The sequence below is a fragment of the Acidovorax sp. 100 genome, assembly GCF_003688355.1.
GTDB lineage: Bacteria > Pseudomonadota > Gammaproteobacteria > Burkholderiales > Burkholderiaceae_C > Acidovorax > Acidovorax delafieldii.
The window spans coordinates 142467-157767 of sequence record NZ_REFD01000002.1 but is presented as its reverse complement, the minus strand read 5'-3'; the positions used below and the strand labels follow the sequence as shown (position 1 = coordinate 157767).

Here is a 15301-nt window from a genome sequence, read left to right as displayed (position 1 = left end):
ACATATCGTCAAACGACAAGCTGACACGCCTCCAAATCGACCAGTTGAGATGCGGGATCAGACTCCAGAAAGGAGCCGTAGACCGTATATCCCTTGGATGTCAATTGACGCTCCCCGGCCGCGATCTCCATGCTGAAATCATCATCTGTGGCCTTGAGAGGCACACGCGTTTTGACGATGACTTTTTCCCCGTGAGGGCAATTGGCCAAGGTCCAAACCATGATGTGCTTCGCTGGTGATTTTTGCGCGGTGTTGGTGATGCTCATGATGAAGTCAACTCCGATTTTTCGTATTTCACGAATCTGGGCATCAACAGTACATCGCGATTGGTCATCGGGTCATGGGCCTCCCATGCCTTGTGCTCATCGCTCCAGATGGATTGATCAGGCACGTAGGCATCAACAGGTACCCCCCACTCGGTTACGACCTTGTTGTCTTCCACCGCGTGCTTGGGGATCGCGTACAAGGTACCTTGCTCAAGCACCAGATAGCCTTGAAAGGCTGAATCGTCCAGAGCCGTCCCAGGCGGTTTGTCAGCAAGGAGTGCTTTCGCCGCTCCCACCCAGCCGTCAAAGGTCGCAAGGTCAAACTCAGTAATCGCCGGGCTCAGCTCCTGCAAGCTCTTTTCTGCAGCTTCACATCGGGCCGTATCGCCTGCGGCACGAGCAATCGTGAGACGGAGCACGTAGACCGCAAACTGCAGTTCTGCGTTGTCCAGAGCCCCCGATGCATCGAGCAACTTGTTGACCGACTCGAAGGCGTCATTGATACGCCACAACCCTCCACCAGCCATCGAAGGGGGAGAGATTTTTTCCAGCACAACGGCAGCATTGTTGGTGTTGCAGTTGAGGCAGAGACTCATCCAGTCGAGCATGCTTGCCTCGGATTTGAATGGGCCGTTAGGTCTGACAACTGTCATAGCGACAGTGACCTTGGTAATGTTCATGGTTCTTCTCCGAAAGGAGGAGCACCACAGCCCAATAGGGCATGTGACGCCCCAGAGGGTTGAAATTGGCTTGCGCCGGTTGTTTGCTGTTTCACCCATTACAGGTCCGGGCAGCGTCCGTTTCCATACAGCCGTAGGCTGAAGGGAAGAAATGACTTTCCAAAGCGCCCCTAGAGGAGACGCTGTGGAAAGTCCTGAGCCCCATGGGGATCAGAACTTCCAAACGAGGCGCAGCTTCATGCCAAAAGGCATAGCTCCTGCTGATCGCCAAGCTTGACCGCGACACGCTTGGAAGCAGACTGCATCCATCGTGTCATCTCGCTAGCGCGGTGATCCATGGTGTTGGACTGGCCGCTCTTGCGTGCATTGACCCGCGCTGAAAAGTCCCAAGCCATGGAATCGGTACTCGCAATCCACGGCAGCTTCTTCACTTGCGCAAGACTAGAACCCTTCACACCAAAGAGGTGCAGCCGGGTATCGCTGGGTAGCTTTCCATCCAAGGCCTGAAGGATCGCGTAGAGCCCGTGCTCTGGATGCGACGTATCGCGGCGGCACACCGATCCGAGCCCCATCAAGGCTGGACTGGCAAGCCATGGTTCCCATCGACGCCAGACCTCCATCGTCAGATCAAGGCTGTAAAGATAGGAATCGCGGGTCCACCCTTGGATGATGGGCACTGGTGGGCGCACCAGGTCCTGAACCACCGTGGAGTTGCAGGTTCGAGCAAGCTCGTTCTGCCACTCGTAGATGATCTGCAGCGTGCCTTCTAGCAACGTTGCAGTGACGTTGATGCGGTGACGCACCTCGTCGGGGTTCGCAGCGACCTGCATTTCGTTGCACAAGTCGGGGGCAGACCACCAGCTCGGCCGAAGCAGCGATGCTGCCTCGACGTATGCCGCGAGGCTCCAGGGGTAGATCCCAGCCATGCCGGGTTGTGTTCCTTTTGCCTGCCAACCCTTCACTGCGGTGAAACCAGCGGAGTCCAGGGCCCAGTCGATCTCGTAGAGATCGGATGCCTCAGGAATCACAAAGACACTTTTTGCAGGGTTCCAGAAAGCAGAAGCCGAAACCATCGCGCTGAAGCCTTCATTGAAGGCATGGAACGCAAGCTTTCCGCCTCGGTGAGGAACACCGACACGCATCTGAAGCCCATCCGCGAGGTAGGCATTCACTTGCCCTTGGGGCATATTTTCTTGGTGCATTTTTGGTCCGTCAAAACGGAGCACCCTGCCCCACTGGGCACTTGGTGCCCACATAGGGTTGAAAAATTGGATCTCTTCGTGGTCGAAGGCCTCAGTAGAAACACTTCGGGCAAACGGGTCGGTAGCGAACATCGCCACCGATTTCCACCACCTCTCCTGTTCGCTCTGGAGCCCCATTGAGGCCTATCCGCTGGTTCATCGTTGCCTTCTCTCCGCAGCGGCAAAGCGTGCTGATTTCGTGCAATGAATCTGCCAAGGCGAGGAGCGCAGAAGCGCCCTCGAAGGCGTCTCCTTTGAAGTCCGTCCGCAGGCCATAGCACGACACCCGAAGCCCCATGCGAACGCATAGCCTCTGGTGAATCTGCTTGACCTGGGCCCGCGTCAGAAACTGACTTTCATCGATGAGAAGTTCATCAATCTGGTCAAGTCCCAATGCGGGGTCGAACAAGGTTTCTTTGTTGAAGAGAACCGCTTCGCACTGAGGCCCCATTCTGGAGGTGACCTTGCCCACCCCGTATCGGTCATCGAGCGCACTGGTCATGACCAGTACCCGCTGTCCAATCGAGGTGAGGTTGTAACGCCGCTGCAGCAGCGCGGTACTTTTCCCGCCCTGCATCGTGCTGTAGTAGAAGTCGAGCATGCTGGGTTCCTGTTGTGTGGTGCTGTCGCGCATGGCCGAGAGGTCCCCTCTCCATGCGCAGTACAGCCAATTCAACGCCAACGTGGCGCGATACCAAGCAGTGATTGGGGGCGGCGATTCTTGATCCCTTTGCAGGCCTCGTGAGCCTCTTCAAGACTCGCGAACTGCACCGGATCAGACCTCATGCGCATCTGTGTAGTAAGAATCAAGCCATCCGGCCCCAGTGCGCGGTCATCACCGCTACCACCAAAGGCTGCATCGCCATGTCCCCAATACTCAATAACGATCATGCTGATCGGATCGGGCGTACCCCGAGCGCTCCATTCCGCTCGCTTTTTCTCCACCCAACCGTCCAGGCCTGGTTCAAGTTTTTGCTTGTCCATGAACTGGCTCCTTAACGTGAGGCGCGGGCAAGATACTCATTCAGGCTGGCCACCAGCTCTTCCTGCGTATAGCGATAAGCCGTAAGCACGTCGCAATATCCGGCCTGGCAGATGGTCAGCATTTCGCAGCTTGACGGTGCGATCTGCTTCATGACGATGAAACGGTGGGCCGATTCGACGTACACGAAGACCTCACCCATGGTCCAGCACTTCGAGGAACGCACTTGCCGCGCGAGGGTCTCGATGTCCGGGTAGTAGCAAACCCGTCGCTCATCGCATGTCTCGTCCTGATCGGCAAGGATGTTCCAGATCCGTTCAGGGGACAGCAATTTAGAGGGCTCAACACTGCTGAGAGTTGTGTTCATAAAAGGCTCCGAAAAATGGAGCCCTACCCCCCTCGGAGATAGTGGCCCCAAGGGTTGAAAACGGCTTTCGCCGGGAATTGACTGGTTGCCACTACAGCTCGGCCAGTCGCCGCATCGTTCCTGCAGCACCAGGCTGAGGATTGAAATTCGCTTTCCAAAGCGCATGCCGCTTTGGAAAACGCCCCCCGAGGGAGGTTTTCACTGGATGAAGGGGTTACCCCCTTAAATCCCCACTACGGCGCGATAAAGCCCCGTGGCGGGTGGTTCTGAAGGCTCTGAGCGATGGCAGGGCTGATCGCCTTGCACGCGCCAAGCGCCGTTGCGATGCCTTGCGAGAGCAAACCACCATCGGACTTAGACACCAGATCCTGTTCGGACGCGGTGAGTGAGCCCAACGATGCAGCTGCTCGGATGAGCAACTCGCCGGCCTGAGCCACCTGGTCAGCAACATGACCAGGTAAAGCTGCACCAGCAACGCTGGCCAGAGTCCGCTGCGCAGTAACTCCCGCACCCTCTTGAGCTAGCATGGAAGCGAAGGTATCGACCGCCAAACGCTTGCGAGGAAGATCCTCGTTTTCGGCAGCGCTGTAGGTCCCGTCCTCGACCCCCGACTCAACGTCCTCCACATGCTGGAGAGCGCAAGCAACAAGCGTCGCAAGCATTTCGGGATCGAACACCGGGAAAACGTTTTGAGAACTCATGACTACTCCGATAAAGGAGACAGGCACTGTCCCCGGTAGGGGCTGCGAGTGCCCATCCGGGTTTGAAAAGTTGGCCCCCGTGAATGGGACCGTTGAGGTAACTCAGGAGCGCTCGGCGATGAATTTGCGAGCCTGCTTGAGGCTGCGAATTACGATCTGTTGCGTACCCGTGGGAACCGCCCGTCCCCCCAGGAGGGAATGGACGGGATCGTTCACCACCAACCAGGCGCCACGATCACTGAAGGTGTACCCATGGCGACGCAAGAGCGCAGCAACATGGTTCATCTCGGTGATCTCTTGGCAAGCGTCAGCCTGCTGCATTTGGAGCATCCTGTTTGAGGATTCGAACGCGGTTTTGCGGCCGATAGAAACTCGACCAGGTGTCGTCGTTACCGTGGAACCCAATCGATCCATCGGCACGCGACTCACTGATGCGCTCAACCGTGACTTGCTGTGCTGGATTGGCGAAACATAGGGTATCCCCTACCTTCACTGCCGAAGCATTTACAAATGTCTTCATAAAACCTCCTTCTGCGGACTGCCAGTCAAGCTGGACAAAACGGCAGGTCCCCCATGACGGGAAGACCCGCCAGGGTTGAAAGGAAAGGACGGAGCCTCAGAACAACGCTGCCTGAAGCGGCACGGTCTGAGGTTTACAGAGAACTTCTGTACGTACAGAACTCACGCTGGTTTCTTGGAAATCTTGTAAATTTTCCAAAAATTCGGGAGATCCAAGGTAGTAGTCCAGGATGCGACCTTTGTACTTCCAGAGGAGCACAGCAGTGCTACCGTCCTCCACCTCGTCAGCACCGTGGTAGACCGCCACGGGGTGGCCATGGAGAAGCTTCCACGAGCGTTTAGCCCCACGGAAGCCCATCGCGCGCCATCCATAAGACCTTGCGGAATCGTCGTACTTCAAGGCATCTTGCATTGAGATCGGACGAATCGTCGGGTAGGTGCGGACAACCGATACAGGTTTCGTACAGACCACATGGGAGCCTCGTACAGATACCCGAAGACCGGTGTAGTCACCGCGCTCACGCACGCTGAAGTCCAGGGGATGGTAAGTCCAAGTCTGCCCCTCGTAGAGGTCAGCTGGAATGAGCTGCCAAGCATCAACCACGTTGTTACCGCTTCGGCCGCCATACATCGCTGAAAAAGCGCAATGGAGGTACCCGCCATGTTCAACGACAGGTACACCCACGACTTCACCAGGTTTGGACTCAGCCATCTTGGCGCAGCAGACGATGGCGGACCACTCCTCCCACTCCTGAGCTGGAACGTGGAGGGTTCGTGGCTCGGGTTTTGGCCGTTGGGAAACCGGTGGCTGAACCGGTGCTGACACCTCATCGGTATCGACTTCAAAAAGCATGCGCTATCTCCTAAAGAGACAGGCATCCACCCCCTGGGCATTGGATGCCCGTCAGGGGTTGAAAAAGCAGGGCGAACCCTACTGAAGTGCCACAAATAACTCGGTGGCTTCGAGCATGAGGAAGCCAGATTACCCGGCCTCACACAAAAGTGTCTTTGCGTGCGCTCCATTGTGCCAGAGCGCATGCAAAGACGCCTCAGCATCTTTGACAAAAGGCCGTTCCAGTTACCTGGCAGGGCCACGAGCTGCGGGGAAAACCGGCAGCTGAAAAACAAAGAGCCAGCCACAGGAAGTGGCCAGCCCTTTTCGGAAGTGAATTTGATCAGTGATCGTGGTTACGCTGGTGCTTGCGCTCCCAGCTCGCTTGCCACTTCGCAAAGCCAGAACCCACGAGCAGCAGGAGCCCCAAGAGGCTCATTCCTACTGCTACAGGGTTGTTGAAAAACTCGTTCATTGTCAATTCCTTGCGTCCTGTGTTGGACAACAAACCGCCGCAGAAAGTTCAGCGACGAGTATTCAAGAGGCTGCTCAGGCCCGCGATAACGAGCAAGAGAGCACCGGCCAATTGTGCTGCATAGGCGTATTTCCCGGCAAGCACTGCGTCATAGATTCCGTCCATCAACTTCGAAGCGAAGTGCGGGAGTACGAGGGCTGAAGCGATCCAAGCTACCCGCGATTTCGCGAATGCCGTGGTCACTTTGGCGAACAGCCAACCTACTACCACCAGAAGGGGGATGGCGAGAGGGATGCATAGCCAGACTATGCTGTGTCGATCCATAAGCGATCTCCTAAAAAAGCGCCGGAACCGCCCCCGCTGGGAGAGTAGTCCCAGCAGGGTTGAATTCCGCGCTCAGAAGAACGCGACATATGGCCTTCATTGGAGTGAAGGCCGGATCAATCAGGCTTCGTCTGCCTGCTCCCCATCACCAGGATGGGATTCGGGCGTGGACCCGGTGCGCTTGTTCTTGAGCTGGTCAGCAACTTGGAAATTGCGGCACAGAGCCAAAACACTCGCAGCACTCAGCGTGACGGTCTTCCCTTCCAGTTCGGCAGGGTCGATATCGTCAGTTCGAGCCAGCAGCTCTTTCAAACCCTCGTCCTCGGCCACGGCCTTGAACACCGGAGTGATTGAGCTGAAAAGGTTGAGCGACACCTTGCGGGGTGGTGCCCATTCCTTGACGGCAGCTGCTTTCACGGATGTCTTGCCTTGTGCAATTGCTTCCTGCAACTTGCCGGATAGAAACTCACCTGCCTTTTCACCGTGTTTGCGCACTACCTCAATGGCTGTACTAGCTGACACCGCCCCTGAGTTCACGAGTTCGTGGACATCAGGGTTCGCAGCAGCTAGATCCAGCATGGACTGGATGTGGGTGACACTCTGATGCACACCCTTTGCAATATCACTCACCGATTGGCCCATGTTCAGAAGCTTGAGGTAGTCGCGAGCGACCGCGACAGGCTTGAACTTGAGACCGTTCTGGCTCGTGTGCTTCGTGAAATGTCGGTCAATGACGTTGCCGCGAAATGGCACACAGACCAATCGCTCAATCGATGCACCCCGATCACGAGCGCGCTTTGCGCCCCGTGTCCGAGTGTGCCCTTCAACCAGAAACACTTCACCGGTGATCGGATCAATTCGTACCACGCAAGGTGGGACGAAATGTCCGAGTTCATAAGCCTGAGCAAACGCTTCGACTTGAGCCTCAACCTCAGGATCGTTGTAGTCACGCGGATTGAACCCTGGCTCCTCAAGCAACATATCAAGGGGGACCTTGAAAACGTCGTCCTTAGAGACACCTGTCATCTCCCGGTTGGCTGCAAGAGCCTTAAAAGATGTGAATACTTTTTCGCTCGAATTTGTCATGGATTTCTCCTAAGTAAAACCCACTTCAAATGCATCCCCACTACGGGTAGATGCACCCGTAGTGGATGGTTAATAACTCCTTTCGGAGATGGAACGCTGCGTTTTATCCTCCTGCAGCAAGGAGCATCCCGTATGGCGTAGCCATAGCGAAGAAACCTGTTTTCCAAAGAGCACCCGCTGGGAGCGCTTAGGAAAACCCAGCCGCAAAGGACTGGGGTTTCAGAAAGAAGGACGGTGGGAGAGCCCCCCAGTCCAAGTGCCTGTCAAGAATGCATCACTGCATCGATCAAATCGATGACAGGTTGGGTGTCGCCCACGGTGGCAACAAATGCCACCGAGTCCAACAGCACCCGCGAAGCGCTCAATGCCTCGTGAGCCTTAGCTGCCCCCGTTTCAGTGACATGCCGCCCCTTCAGCGCTTCAGGCAAATCGAGAGGGTCATAGCCCAGCGCTTCAACGCGGTGCTCAGGCTCCCAGTCCTCAGCCATCTCTGGCAGTTCCGGGTGGGCCTGGGCGTAGTCATAGAGGCGCAGCGCGTCGTAGGCATTGACCAAGCCGAAAGCAAGGCATTCGTCTTGCCAACCAAGCCACTCAGCCACATCAGCAAGCTGCTCGCGTGCGTTGTAGAGATCCAAATTCGTCATGTTGTCCTCATCAAATGGTGAACACATGAGACCCCCCACATGGAGGAGCCCCATGTGGGTTGATCGGGTGAATTACCCCGAGATGGGAGAGCGAGGAAGCACTCTCAGGCGAACAATGCCATCGACATGTTCTGCTGCACTTCAGGCCGCTTCGATGTCTCCATCGCTTTCGCGATGCAGCTCAAAACAGCTTGATTCACAGACAGCACAGACTTTGCAATGCACCGGCCAACAGCCTTGAAGGGCTCATAGCAAATGCTCTGACCAAGCAGTTCGTGCGCAAGTGTCAAACCCAGCCCCTCGATGAGGTGCGGAGGTATCTGCTTGAGACGCGCATGCTCTGCCGGCGTGAAGTGCCGAAGCAAGTCCGGGTTCGTAGGGTGCTGCAGCTTGGGGTCCGTGCTGCGCGCCTTTGAGTAGCCCTTCGTCACTGTGGGGCACTTCGCGCTGGAAGCCGTCACGATTTGCATCATGAAGTTCTTGCCAGCAGCCGCGTCCCGCAACTCTTTGTCCTTGAGCCCCTGCATGGGGCTCCAAAGATCGGAGTCATCGGGCACGGGGTCGAGAATCTCGGAGATCGTTCGCTCAACCTTTGGAGGTCTCACGAGCGATTCGAAATCGAACTCCATGCCCTCAGTGACAGCGACCATGCACATGCGCTCCCGGTGTTCCAGTGCGTTCCAGTCCTGTGCCTTCAGAACCGTCTCGTGGACGGTGAAGCCAAAGTCTCGGAGCTGGTTCCTCAGGATGCACATGGAGGCACTCGAAGAATAGGGCTTGACGTTTTCTAGGACAACCAAGGCCGGATTCACTTTGGCAATCACTGCCAGGAAGGCCACAACGAGATGGCCAACCTCGGGGTGGGCCTCTGCATGACCCGCGCCGTTCTTGGCTTTTCCCGCAACGCTAGCACCCGAACAGGGCAACCCAGCGAACAGGGCCTCGACTTTCGGTAGCGCGGACATAGCCCAGTGGTCAAACGCAAGCTCTTGCAGCGGCGCGGCCAACGAGATCGTCTCTTTCGACCAAATGTCGTTCTGCTCTCGCGTGTGCTCCAGCAGTTCAGGGCGGATCTCATTCGCGAACGCAAGGCGGGTCTGAATCCCCGCCTCTTCAAGCCCCTTGTGCAGCGCGTGATCAAGGACACCACCACCGTGAGACACCGAACCGCAGTCCAGTGGCTCCCCGTTGGCAAGCTTGTTCTTGAGTCGCTGCAGGCGCTCGCGCTTCGCAATCTCCACCGCAAGGGGAAGGATGCGAATGCGACTGCCTTGAACGACCACGCGAACAGCGTTGTAGCCATCAAAGATTGACAGGACCTCAGAAGAGTTGATGTCGATGACGGGGATCTCTTTGCCCCCCTTCAGCTTTCTGGACACGATGCGATCACCGTGCACGTCCTGCTCCAAAACCAGCATCGTTCGCTCCTCGTCCTTGCGGATCTTGAAGCGGATACCAGGCATGAACCCAGCAAGGGATGCTTTGAATCCCTCCAGCCACAGTCGCGGCCGACCACGGTTCTCACCGATACGGGCTGACTCGTATGCTTTCATGTTGTGCTCCTGAAAAATCGCGAAGCACAATCCCCAGCGGGACAAAGTGCCCCGCATGGGTTGAAAAATCCGGTTTCCCGGTAGTGGAAGGTCAGATGACCTGGTGCTGCGCATTACCCTCCCGCAGCGCGGAGACCCGGCGTCTGAATTACTCAGAGCGTCGAAATGCTTGCCATAGCCCCCACTGACGGGACCTATGGAAAGCACCCCATCCGCTTGGATGGGGGCTTCGAAATGAGCCTACAAGGTGGAAACGTCCAAGTCTCGGAAGAACTTGGCCAAGGCCTCGATGCAAGCACCTGCGTGAATCAGGCTGGCTTCAAACTTGACCGCCAACAGGATTTCGCCTGCGAGTGGATTGAAGTCATTGTTCTGGATCACACGCACCACAAATCCGTCACTGTCATTCCTGATGTGGAAGTCAAGAGAGGGTTGCTCGGGCCAGCGGGTGCTGGGCGCATACGGCCACTGACGGCCCTTTTCAGTGACCCAGTAAACCGGCAGCTTGCATGCCTGTAAGTGCTTCAACAGCGCTTCTGCTACAGCCCGCGCGTAGATCGGTTTGGTTGACATGATGTTCTCCTGAATTGTGGAGACACCCGCCCGTGGGACTTGGCGTCCCCACGGGGTTTTGAATTGACTGGCGATCAGACCGTTACCGGGCTGCGTGCAACTTGCACCTCGCTAGGTTGAACCCGGAGATGACTGTTGCAAGGGTGATCCCAAGACCATCGCCCCGGAACAGTACCCAAGCGGCCAACGCTCGCTTTCGCGTCACCGTAAGACTTTGCAGGGGTTGTCTTCCCTGCGACCTCGACAGTGAAACAACCCGACTTCGAGTAGCCGAGTTGCACTGCGAGTGGGCTGCTGGGGTAGGCATAGCCGATGACATGCTCGACAGAGCCTGCCAGGCGAACGCCTGTGTTTTCTGATTCATTCATGCTGCGAACTCCAAAGAGAGCGAAGCACAACCCCATGCGGGAAAGTGCCCCGCAAGGGTTAAAAGTTAGTTTGATCCAGGCCCCAGGATGCGTAAAGCATCCCAGTCCGAATCACCGGCCGTCTTCGGGTCTGATCGCAACGCCATCGAGTTACTGATGGCTTCGCGGATAGTCATCCCCTTACAGCGTCGATGGGGCTCAACACTGAGGTCACCCACTTGCATGCCAACAAAATCGACAGACAAGCTACCGACCTCAGTGGCAGTGTCCAAGCTCTTGCGAATCTTGGCCAGCCACTGAAAGTCGCGGGTGGCACCAGAGGCGCCGTTCGTCTTCCAATAGACCTGGTAATTGACCCATGTAAGCTGGTGGGCGATCACGTCATCGTAGAAGCCGACGATTGGACAGGTCCACCGCCGCTCACGCTGACCGCTATGGGTGTACGTCCTGGAATCCCCCGAGAGGAAACACAAACCGTAAACGTCCTCGGGTGTGTCCAACGCTTTGGCCGGAATCCGAAACACCGCGATGTCATAAAAGATCTGCACTGACATGGGCGCCCCTTACGCGAAAAGATCCAACGTGTCAGTCGGCAGCACTTTGATGGAGCCCGTAGCCGATGCGAGATACACATCGGACGAACCATCTACGCGTTGCAGAAAGGCCATGTTCTGACGGGTGGACAGTGGGATGAGGAATGGACCTGTCGGCCCAGCCTCGCTCATGTCCCAGGAGGATTTGTCCCACTCGTGCCCGTAGTAGCGGTCGATGTACTCAAGCCCATGACCTTCGACAGACTTCCGGCACATAGGGCGAAGGGCCCCAATATCCGAAAGCTGCTTGGTCGGGAGCTTGGCAATCTCTGCCAGGTACTTCTCAACGGGCAGTGTCTTGCCACGCAGCTTGCGCTGTCCGGTATGCACTTCCCATGCTGCGCCCTTCTTGTATGCGCCGTACATGGCCGCTTCACCATGGCCCCAAGAGGCATGGATTCGGCGCCATTTCGGCGGTTGGCCGTCGCGCTCTTCGAGAGCGAAAACGATCCATACGTCATCGACTGAGTTGAAGTGGTATTGCAACCACTGATCAGCCACGTTCACCCGAGCAAGCTCTGCGAAACCGAGCTTGACGTGATCTCTTTCATTGACCATTGATGTACTCCGAGTTTGCGAAGCACACCCCCATGCGGAGGTTGAGCCCCGCAAGGGTTGATGATGGGTCTTTGAAGACCCTGTGAGTGGCATTCCAAAGAACGCCTTGCTGCTTGCTTATCCTCCTGCAGGTTGGAGCATCGGTGCCTGAATTACTCAGGAACGACCAAATACGCTTTTCATAGCCCCCTGGTGAAAGAAGCTGTGAAAAGCCCCCATCGATAAACGAAGGGAGGCCTCAACTCAAGCCGAAGGCAGGAGCCTTGGATCGAGGTTTTCGAGGAAGCTGGACACCAGGCCAACGCAGCTCTTGGCCTCCTGGAGAGGAGCCTTGAACTTGAGCGTAACGAGGGGCTCAGGGGTCACACATCCGGCGCGATTGAGCACATGGATGTGAATACCGGAAGCAGGACCTTCATCGACCTGGAACACCAACCAAGGGTTAGATGGCCAGGCGCGAGTCGGCGTCTTGCTCAGGTTGTCCTCATGGGCCAGAGCCCAGTTGAAATCACAGTCGAACCGGTCAAGATGCTTCGACAGAGCCCTGGCAACTTGCCGTGCCCAGACAGTGCTGTGACGTGATTGCGTTTGCATGAATATCTCCATCAAGAAACGGAGACCACGCCCCCATGGGAGCGATGGCCCCCAAGGGTTGAAAATTGCTGGTTACCCAGCTGCTGTGCTTCTGCAGCGGCATCACGCCGTGCGCAGTTGCTCTGGATCGAAGGACTCAAGGAACTCCGACACATACCCAAGGCAAGCCCCGGCTGCTTTGATGCTGGTGAGGAACTTCACCACGAGGAGTTGAACGGATTTGCCGTTCGCGTCTCGGTGCAGCACCTCCACATACAGGCCTTCGTTGGTGCCCTCCTCTACCTGATACAGGTACTGGGGGTCCTTAGGCCACACGCATGTGGGCTCTTTTTTCAGAATGTCTTCGCCTGCTTTTGCCCAGTAGAAGGGGCAATCGAAGGAGTTGAGCTTCTTGGTGAGAGCGTCTGCAACATTGCGGGCCCACACCTGGCCGGTTTCGGCACTGGTTTTCATAGGTCTCTCCGTGTTTCGGGAGCCCATCCCCATCGGGGACGAGCCCCCACAGGGTTGAAATCAGCTTGCCAATGACCAGACACCACGCTCGATGGGAGCGAAGAACGACTGGTTTTGATTCAGGGTCTGCCGGACCTTTGCCTGCCAATGAGGATTGGCTGCGAGACGCTCTGGAGCGTTCTTGGCCACCTTCTCATAGATCTGCGAAAGGCTCGCCTGGCCGCCGAGGCTCACCAACACCGTGCGGACCAATGCCTTCCACGTTGAGGTAAGTCGAGCCGACTGCTGCTTGGCCATGCCAGCGAGATCGGTGAGGAACGATGTGATCACCTCTGGGCGACGCCACAGTAGGATGAATTCGTGACTCACACGGGGCAGTTTCATTCCTGGGTAGGAACGCGAGTTGGACATCACGTTGTGCTGATGCTTGATCAGCACTGCGGCCAACTCAGATGCTGGCATCCGCGCGATGGCTTCTGCCTGGTAGGAGACGTAAGTTCCCTTCGAGCGCTTATCGCCGATGATGGTCCCGTAGTAACCACCAGGCTTGGTCGCATCGCGTTGATTGAGCAGTGCGATGTGCAGCTTCTCGTGGAAGTCATCTTCGCTGATACAGCGAGAGAGATCATCCGCGTGAGGCGTGCCCCAAACCTCGCCACTGTAGACCACCATGTCGCCATAGGGCGGGTGCGAGAGGCAAAGATCGGCTGGCTTACCAACGGCCAACAGAATGCTATCGCGGAGGATGTTGTGGCCCTGGTGCAGATCAAGACCGTAAGCCTCAATATGCATCTCACGCGCAACCTCAATCGAGGTGCCTGAGCCGCACATGGGATCAACGAAAACCTTGGGCCTCAACTGCTCGAAAAGCGACTTGTAGATGTAGCCAGAGCAGTTGCCGCGCCACTTCGCATCACCCCAAGGGCCGCGCTCAGGAAAAGAAAGAACACTCATCAAGATCTCCTAAAGGAAACCCGAAGAGCGAAGCCCAGCGGGGACTTCGCATCCCCGGTGGGTAAAAAATTAGCACCCGAAGGTACTGAAAAAAGCTGATTGCCGAAGCACGGTCAGCCACCGTATCAACCAACTCCATTACGGGGAAGGTTTGAATTCAGTTTCTGAAGCACCCTTAGAAGGATGCTTGAGAAACCCCCCGCTGAAAAGCAGGGAGTGATGCGATTGCACCGGAACCCGAAGGTTCTGTCAATCGCCTTTGTCAGGTAGGCCCGGAAGCTTCCCCAAAGGCCCCTGCGGGCAGCACCCAATTATCCGTGAAAACCTCAAGCGTATAGACGTGGCTGTTGGCCACGGCGATCAACTCTGGGTCTACTGATGCGGGGTATACACGACCGCAAGAAGCCTGCTCCTCTACTGACTTCGCGCGGTGAATGGTCAAGCCAGTGAAGGCTTCAAGCGTAGAGACACGCTTGAACTGCGAGGGAGCAATGAACTTGACTGTCGCCCATTGGTCCTTGCTAGCGAACACGCAAACCCGGCAGCTCAAACGCCCGAAACCTAACGAATACCCTACATGGGGTACCACCCTCCAACGCTTGATGATGCCCCATACCTGGTGCTCGGTCCACTTATGAACAGGTCTCCAGTGGTCCACCAAACGGCGCACACGGGCCCCATTTCGGTTGTCCTTACGGTGGGGCTCAAACTCATGGTAATGAGCCCTGGAACTCGATTCCTCCGCGCGCTCCCCGGTGATTACCAAAGTGCGACCTTCAAGGAACTGCGGATCGTTGGAGATCCACGCGTCCATGAGAGAAATCTTCGCAACGGATGAACACCACCTGACAGACAGATTCGAGGACTGCTGTGGGAACTTCAGCCGAGTGTTCGGCTTGCCCTGGCCACCGACATCCATGCGCTTGCCATCGACCAGGTAGGGGATGGACACAGGTGCCGTGGGCTGGTTGTTCCGCATCAGCTCGCGCTCTATTCCGCCATGACGCCAACTCAGAGAGAACCTGAGACCAAAGGCCTCAGCAACCTTCCGGCAGTAGTCTGTCGTGACAGGCCAATCCATCAAGCCATCCTCACCTGTAGGCTCACCATCCACACAGTGGTGGTGGACCTCGATGCGGTCTTTCGGGACCCCACACTCCAGCAGATGCAGCAGACATGCAATTGAGTCCTTACCTCCGCTCATCGCCACGATGTAGCGGTCATAGCTCATAACGTCTATGGGCTCTTTGTGCGCCTTCGACGGTGGGTTCGCAGCCAGCTCCAGTTCAATTTCGTCCTGGAACATGTCGCTCTGCACGAGGGGTGGTACCCCATCACCACTCGCTCGCGCAAGGGGCATCAACATATCGACCTCCTATATCAAGCAAGGCCGACACCCAAGCGGGAGTTGAGCCCCGCGTGGGTTGAAAAATGGGCTCTGGGCCCGTGAATCGCTGGTGCCATATGGCGGGGCAGCATCCCCTCATCACTGCATGCATTACGCAGGCAGGTTGAAACGGTTGTCTGAAACGCCCTCG

At 56.6% G+C, this 15301-nt stretch carries 22 protein-coding genes; all 22 read right to left on the bottom strand.

From position 1 onward, the window contains the following. Window positions 1-8: 8 nt before the first annotated feature. A complete protein-coding gene (locus tag C8C96_RS24265; protein WP_121944275.1) occupies window positions 9-266 on the bottom strand; it encodes a hypothetical protein in 258 nt (85 codons plus the stop codon). Next, entirely contained in the window at window positions 263-946 is a 684-nt protein-coding gene (locus tag C8C96_RS24260) for a hypothetical protein (protein ID WP_121944274.1), read from the bottom strand. Before C8C96_RS24260 ends, C8C96_RS24265 begins: the two co-directional genes overlap by 4 nt. Window positions 947-1182: 236 nt before the next feature. Continuing rightward, window positions 1183-2280 carry a hypothetical protein gene (locus tag C8C96_RS24255; RefSeq protein ID WP_233584416.1) on the bottom strand — a complete coding sequence of 366 codons (1098 nt, stop codon included), beginning with the start codon at window positions 2278-2280 and terminating at the stop codon, window positions 1183-1185. After that, window positions 2240-2788, bottom strand: coding sequence for a thymidine kinase (locus tag C8C96_RS24250; protein WP_233584414.1), 549 nt, complete (start codon window positions 2786-2788; stop codon window positions 2240-2242). The genes C8C96_RS24255 and C8C96_RS24250 overlap by 41 nt, the downstream gene beginning before the upstream one ends. Before the next feature lie 71 nt (window positions 2789-2859). Then, entirely contained in the window at window positions 2860-3171 is a 312-nt protein-coding gene (locus C8C96_RS24785; RefSeq protein WP_147455746.1) for a hypothetical protein, read from the bottom strand. A gap of 11 nt (window positions 3172-3182) precedes the next feature. Beyond that, window positions 3183-3536: a hypothetical protein gene (locus C8C96_RS24245; protein WP_147455745.1), complete on the bottom strand. Its 354-nt coding sequence runs from the start codon at window positions 3534-3536 to the stop codon at window positions 3183-3185. A 233-nt stretch (window positions 3537-3769) separates the two neighbouring features. Continuing rightward, window positions 3770-4237 (bottom strand): hypothetical protein, encoded by a 468-nt coding sequence (locus C8C96_RS24240; RefSeq protein ID WP_147455744.1) that lies wholly within the window; start codon window positions 4235-4237, stop codon window positions 3770-3772. A gap of 102 nt (window positions 4238-4339) precedes the next feature. Continuing rightward, window positions 4340-4558, bottom strand: a complete 219-nt coding sequence (locus tag C8C96_RS24235) for a hypothetical protein (RefSeq protein ID WP_147455743.1) — start codon at window positions 4556-4558, stop codon at window positions 4340-4342. Continuing rightward, window positions 4545-4757 carry a hypothetical protein gene (locus C8C96_RS24780; RefSeq protein WP_147455742.1) on the bottom strand — a complete coding sequence of 71 codons (213 nt, stop codon included), beginning with the start codon at window positions 4755-4757 and terminating at the stop codon, window positions 4545-4547. The genes C8C96_RS24235 and C8C96_RS24780 overlap by 14 nt, the downstream gene beginning before the upstream one ends. Window positions 4758-4853: 96 nt before the next feature. Further along, a complete protein-coding gene (locus tag C8C96_RS24230) occupies window positions 4854-5609 on the bottom strand; it encodes a hypothetical protein (protein ID WP_147455741.1) in 756 nt (251 codons plus the stop codon). 322 nt (window positions 5610-5931) lie between these two features. After that, entirely contained in the window at window positions 5932-6063 is a 132-nt protein-coding gene (locus C8C96_RS25315; protein ID WP_255424930.1) for a hypothetical protein, read from the bottom strand. Between the two features lie 48 nt (window positions 6064-6111). Then, window positions 6112-6387: a hypothetical protein gene (locus tag C8C96_RS24225; protein ID WP_121944268.1), complete on the bottom strand. Its 276-nt coding sequence runs from the start codon at window positions 6385-6387 to the stop codon at window positions 6112-6114. Window positions 6388-6507: 120 nt separating this feature from the next. Further along, entirely contained in the window at window positions 6508-7473 is a 966-nt protein-coding gene (locus C8C96_RS24220) for a hypothetical protein (protein ID WP_121944267.1), read from the bottom strand. 263 nt (window positions 7474-7736) lie between these two features. Continuing rightward, on the bottom strand, window positions 7737-8117 hold the full coding sequence (locus C8C96_RS24215; protein WP_121944329.1) for a hypothetical protein: 381 nt from the start codon (window positions 8115-8117) through the stop codon (window positions 7737-7739). 104 nt (window positions 8118-8221) lie between these two features. Then, window positions 8222-9670: a DNA cytosine methyltransferase gene (locus tag C8C96_RS24210; RefSeq protein ID WP_121944328.1), complete on the bottom strand. Its 1449-nt coding sequence runs from the start codon at window positions 9668-9670 to the stop codon at window positions 8222-8224. A gap of 240 nt (window positions 9671-9910) precedes the next feature. Next, window positions 9911-10243 (bottom strand): hypothetical protein, encoded by a 333-nt coding sequence (locus C8C96_RS24205; protein WP_121944266.1) that lies wholly within the window; start codon window positions 10241-10243, stop codon window positions 9911-9913. A 433-nt stretch (window positions 10244-10676) separates the two neighbouring features. Continuing rightward, entirely contained in the window at window positions 10677-11165 is a 489-nt protein-coding gene (locus C8C96_RS24200) for a hypothetical protein (RefSeq protein WP_121944265.1), read from the bottom strand. Window positions 11166-11174: 9 nt separating this feature from the next. Then, a complete protein-coding gene (locus C8C96_RS24195; RefSeq protein ID WP_121944264.1) occupies window positions 11175-11762 on the bottom strand; it encodes a hypothetical protein in 588 nt (195 codons plus the stop codon). A 243-nt stretch (window positions 11763-12005) separates the two neighbouring features. Continuing rightward, the gene (locus tag C8C96_RS24190) at window positions 12006-12356 is read right to left on the bottom strand and encodes a hypothetical protein (protein WP_121944263.1); all 351 of its coding nucleotides are present in this window, start codon (window positions 12354-12356) and stop codon (window positions 12006-12008) included. 102 nt (window positions 12357-12458) lie between these two features. Then, entirely contained in the window at window positions 12459-12809 is a 351-nt protein-coding gene (locus C8C96_RS24185; RefSeq protein ID WP_121944262.1) for a hypothetical protein, read from the bottom strand. 60 nt (window positions 12810-12869) lie between these two features. Then, a complete protein-coding gene (locus tag C8C96_RS24180) occupies window positions 12870-13763 on the bottom strand; it encodes a hypothetical protein (protein ID WP_121944261.1) in 894 nt (297 codons plus the stop codon). 262 nt (window positions 13764-14025) lie between these two features. Continuing rightward, on the bottom strand, window positions 14026-15129 hold the full coding sequence (locus tag C8C96_RS24175) for a phosphoadenosine phosphosulfate reductase family protein (protein ID WP_233584412.1): 1104 nt from the start codon (window positions 15127-15129) through the stop codon (window positions 14026-14028). Window positions 15130-15301 lie beyond the last annotated feature (172 nt).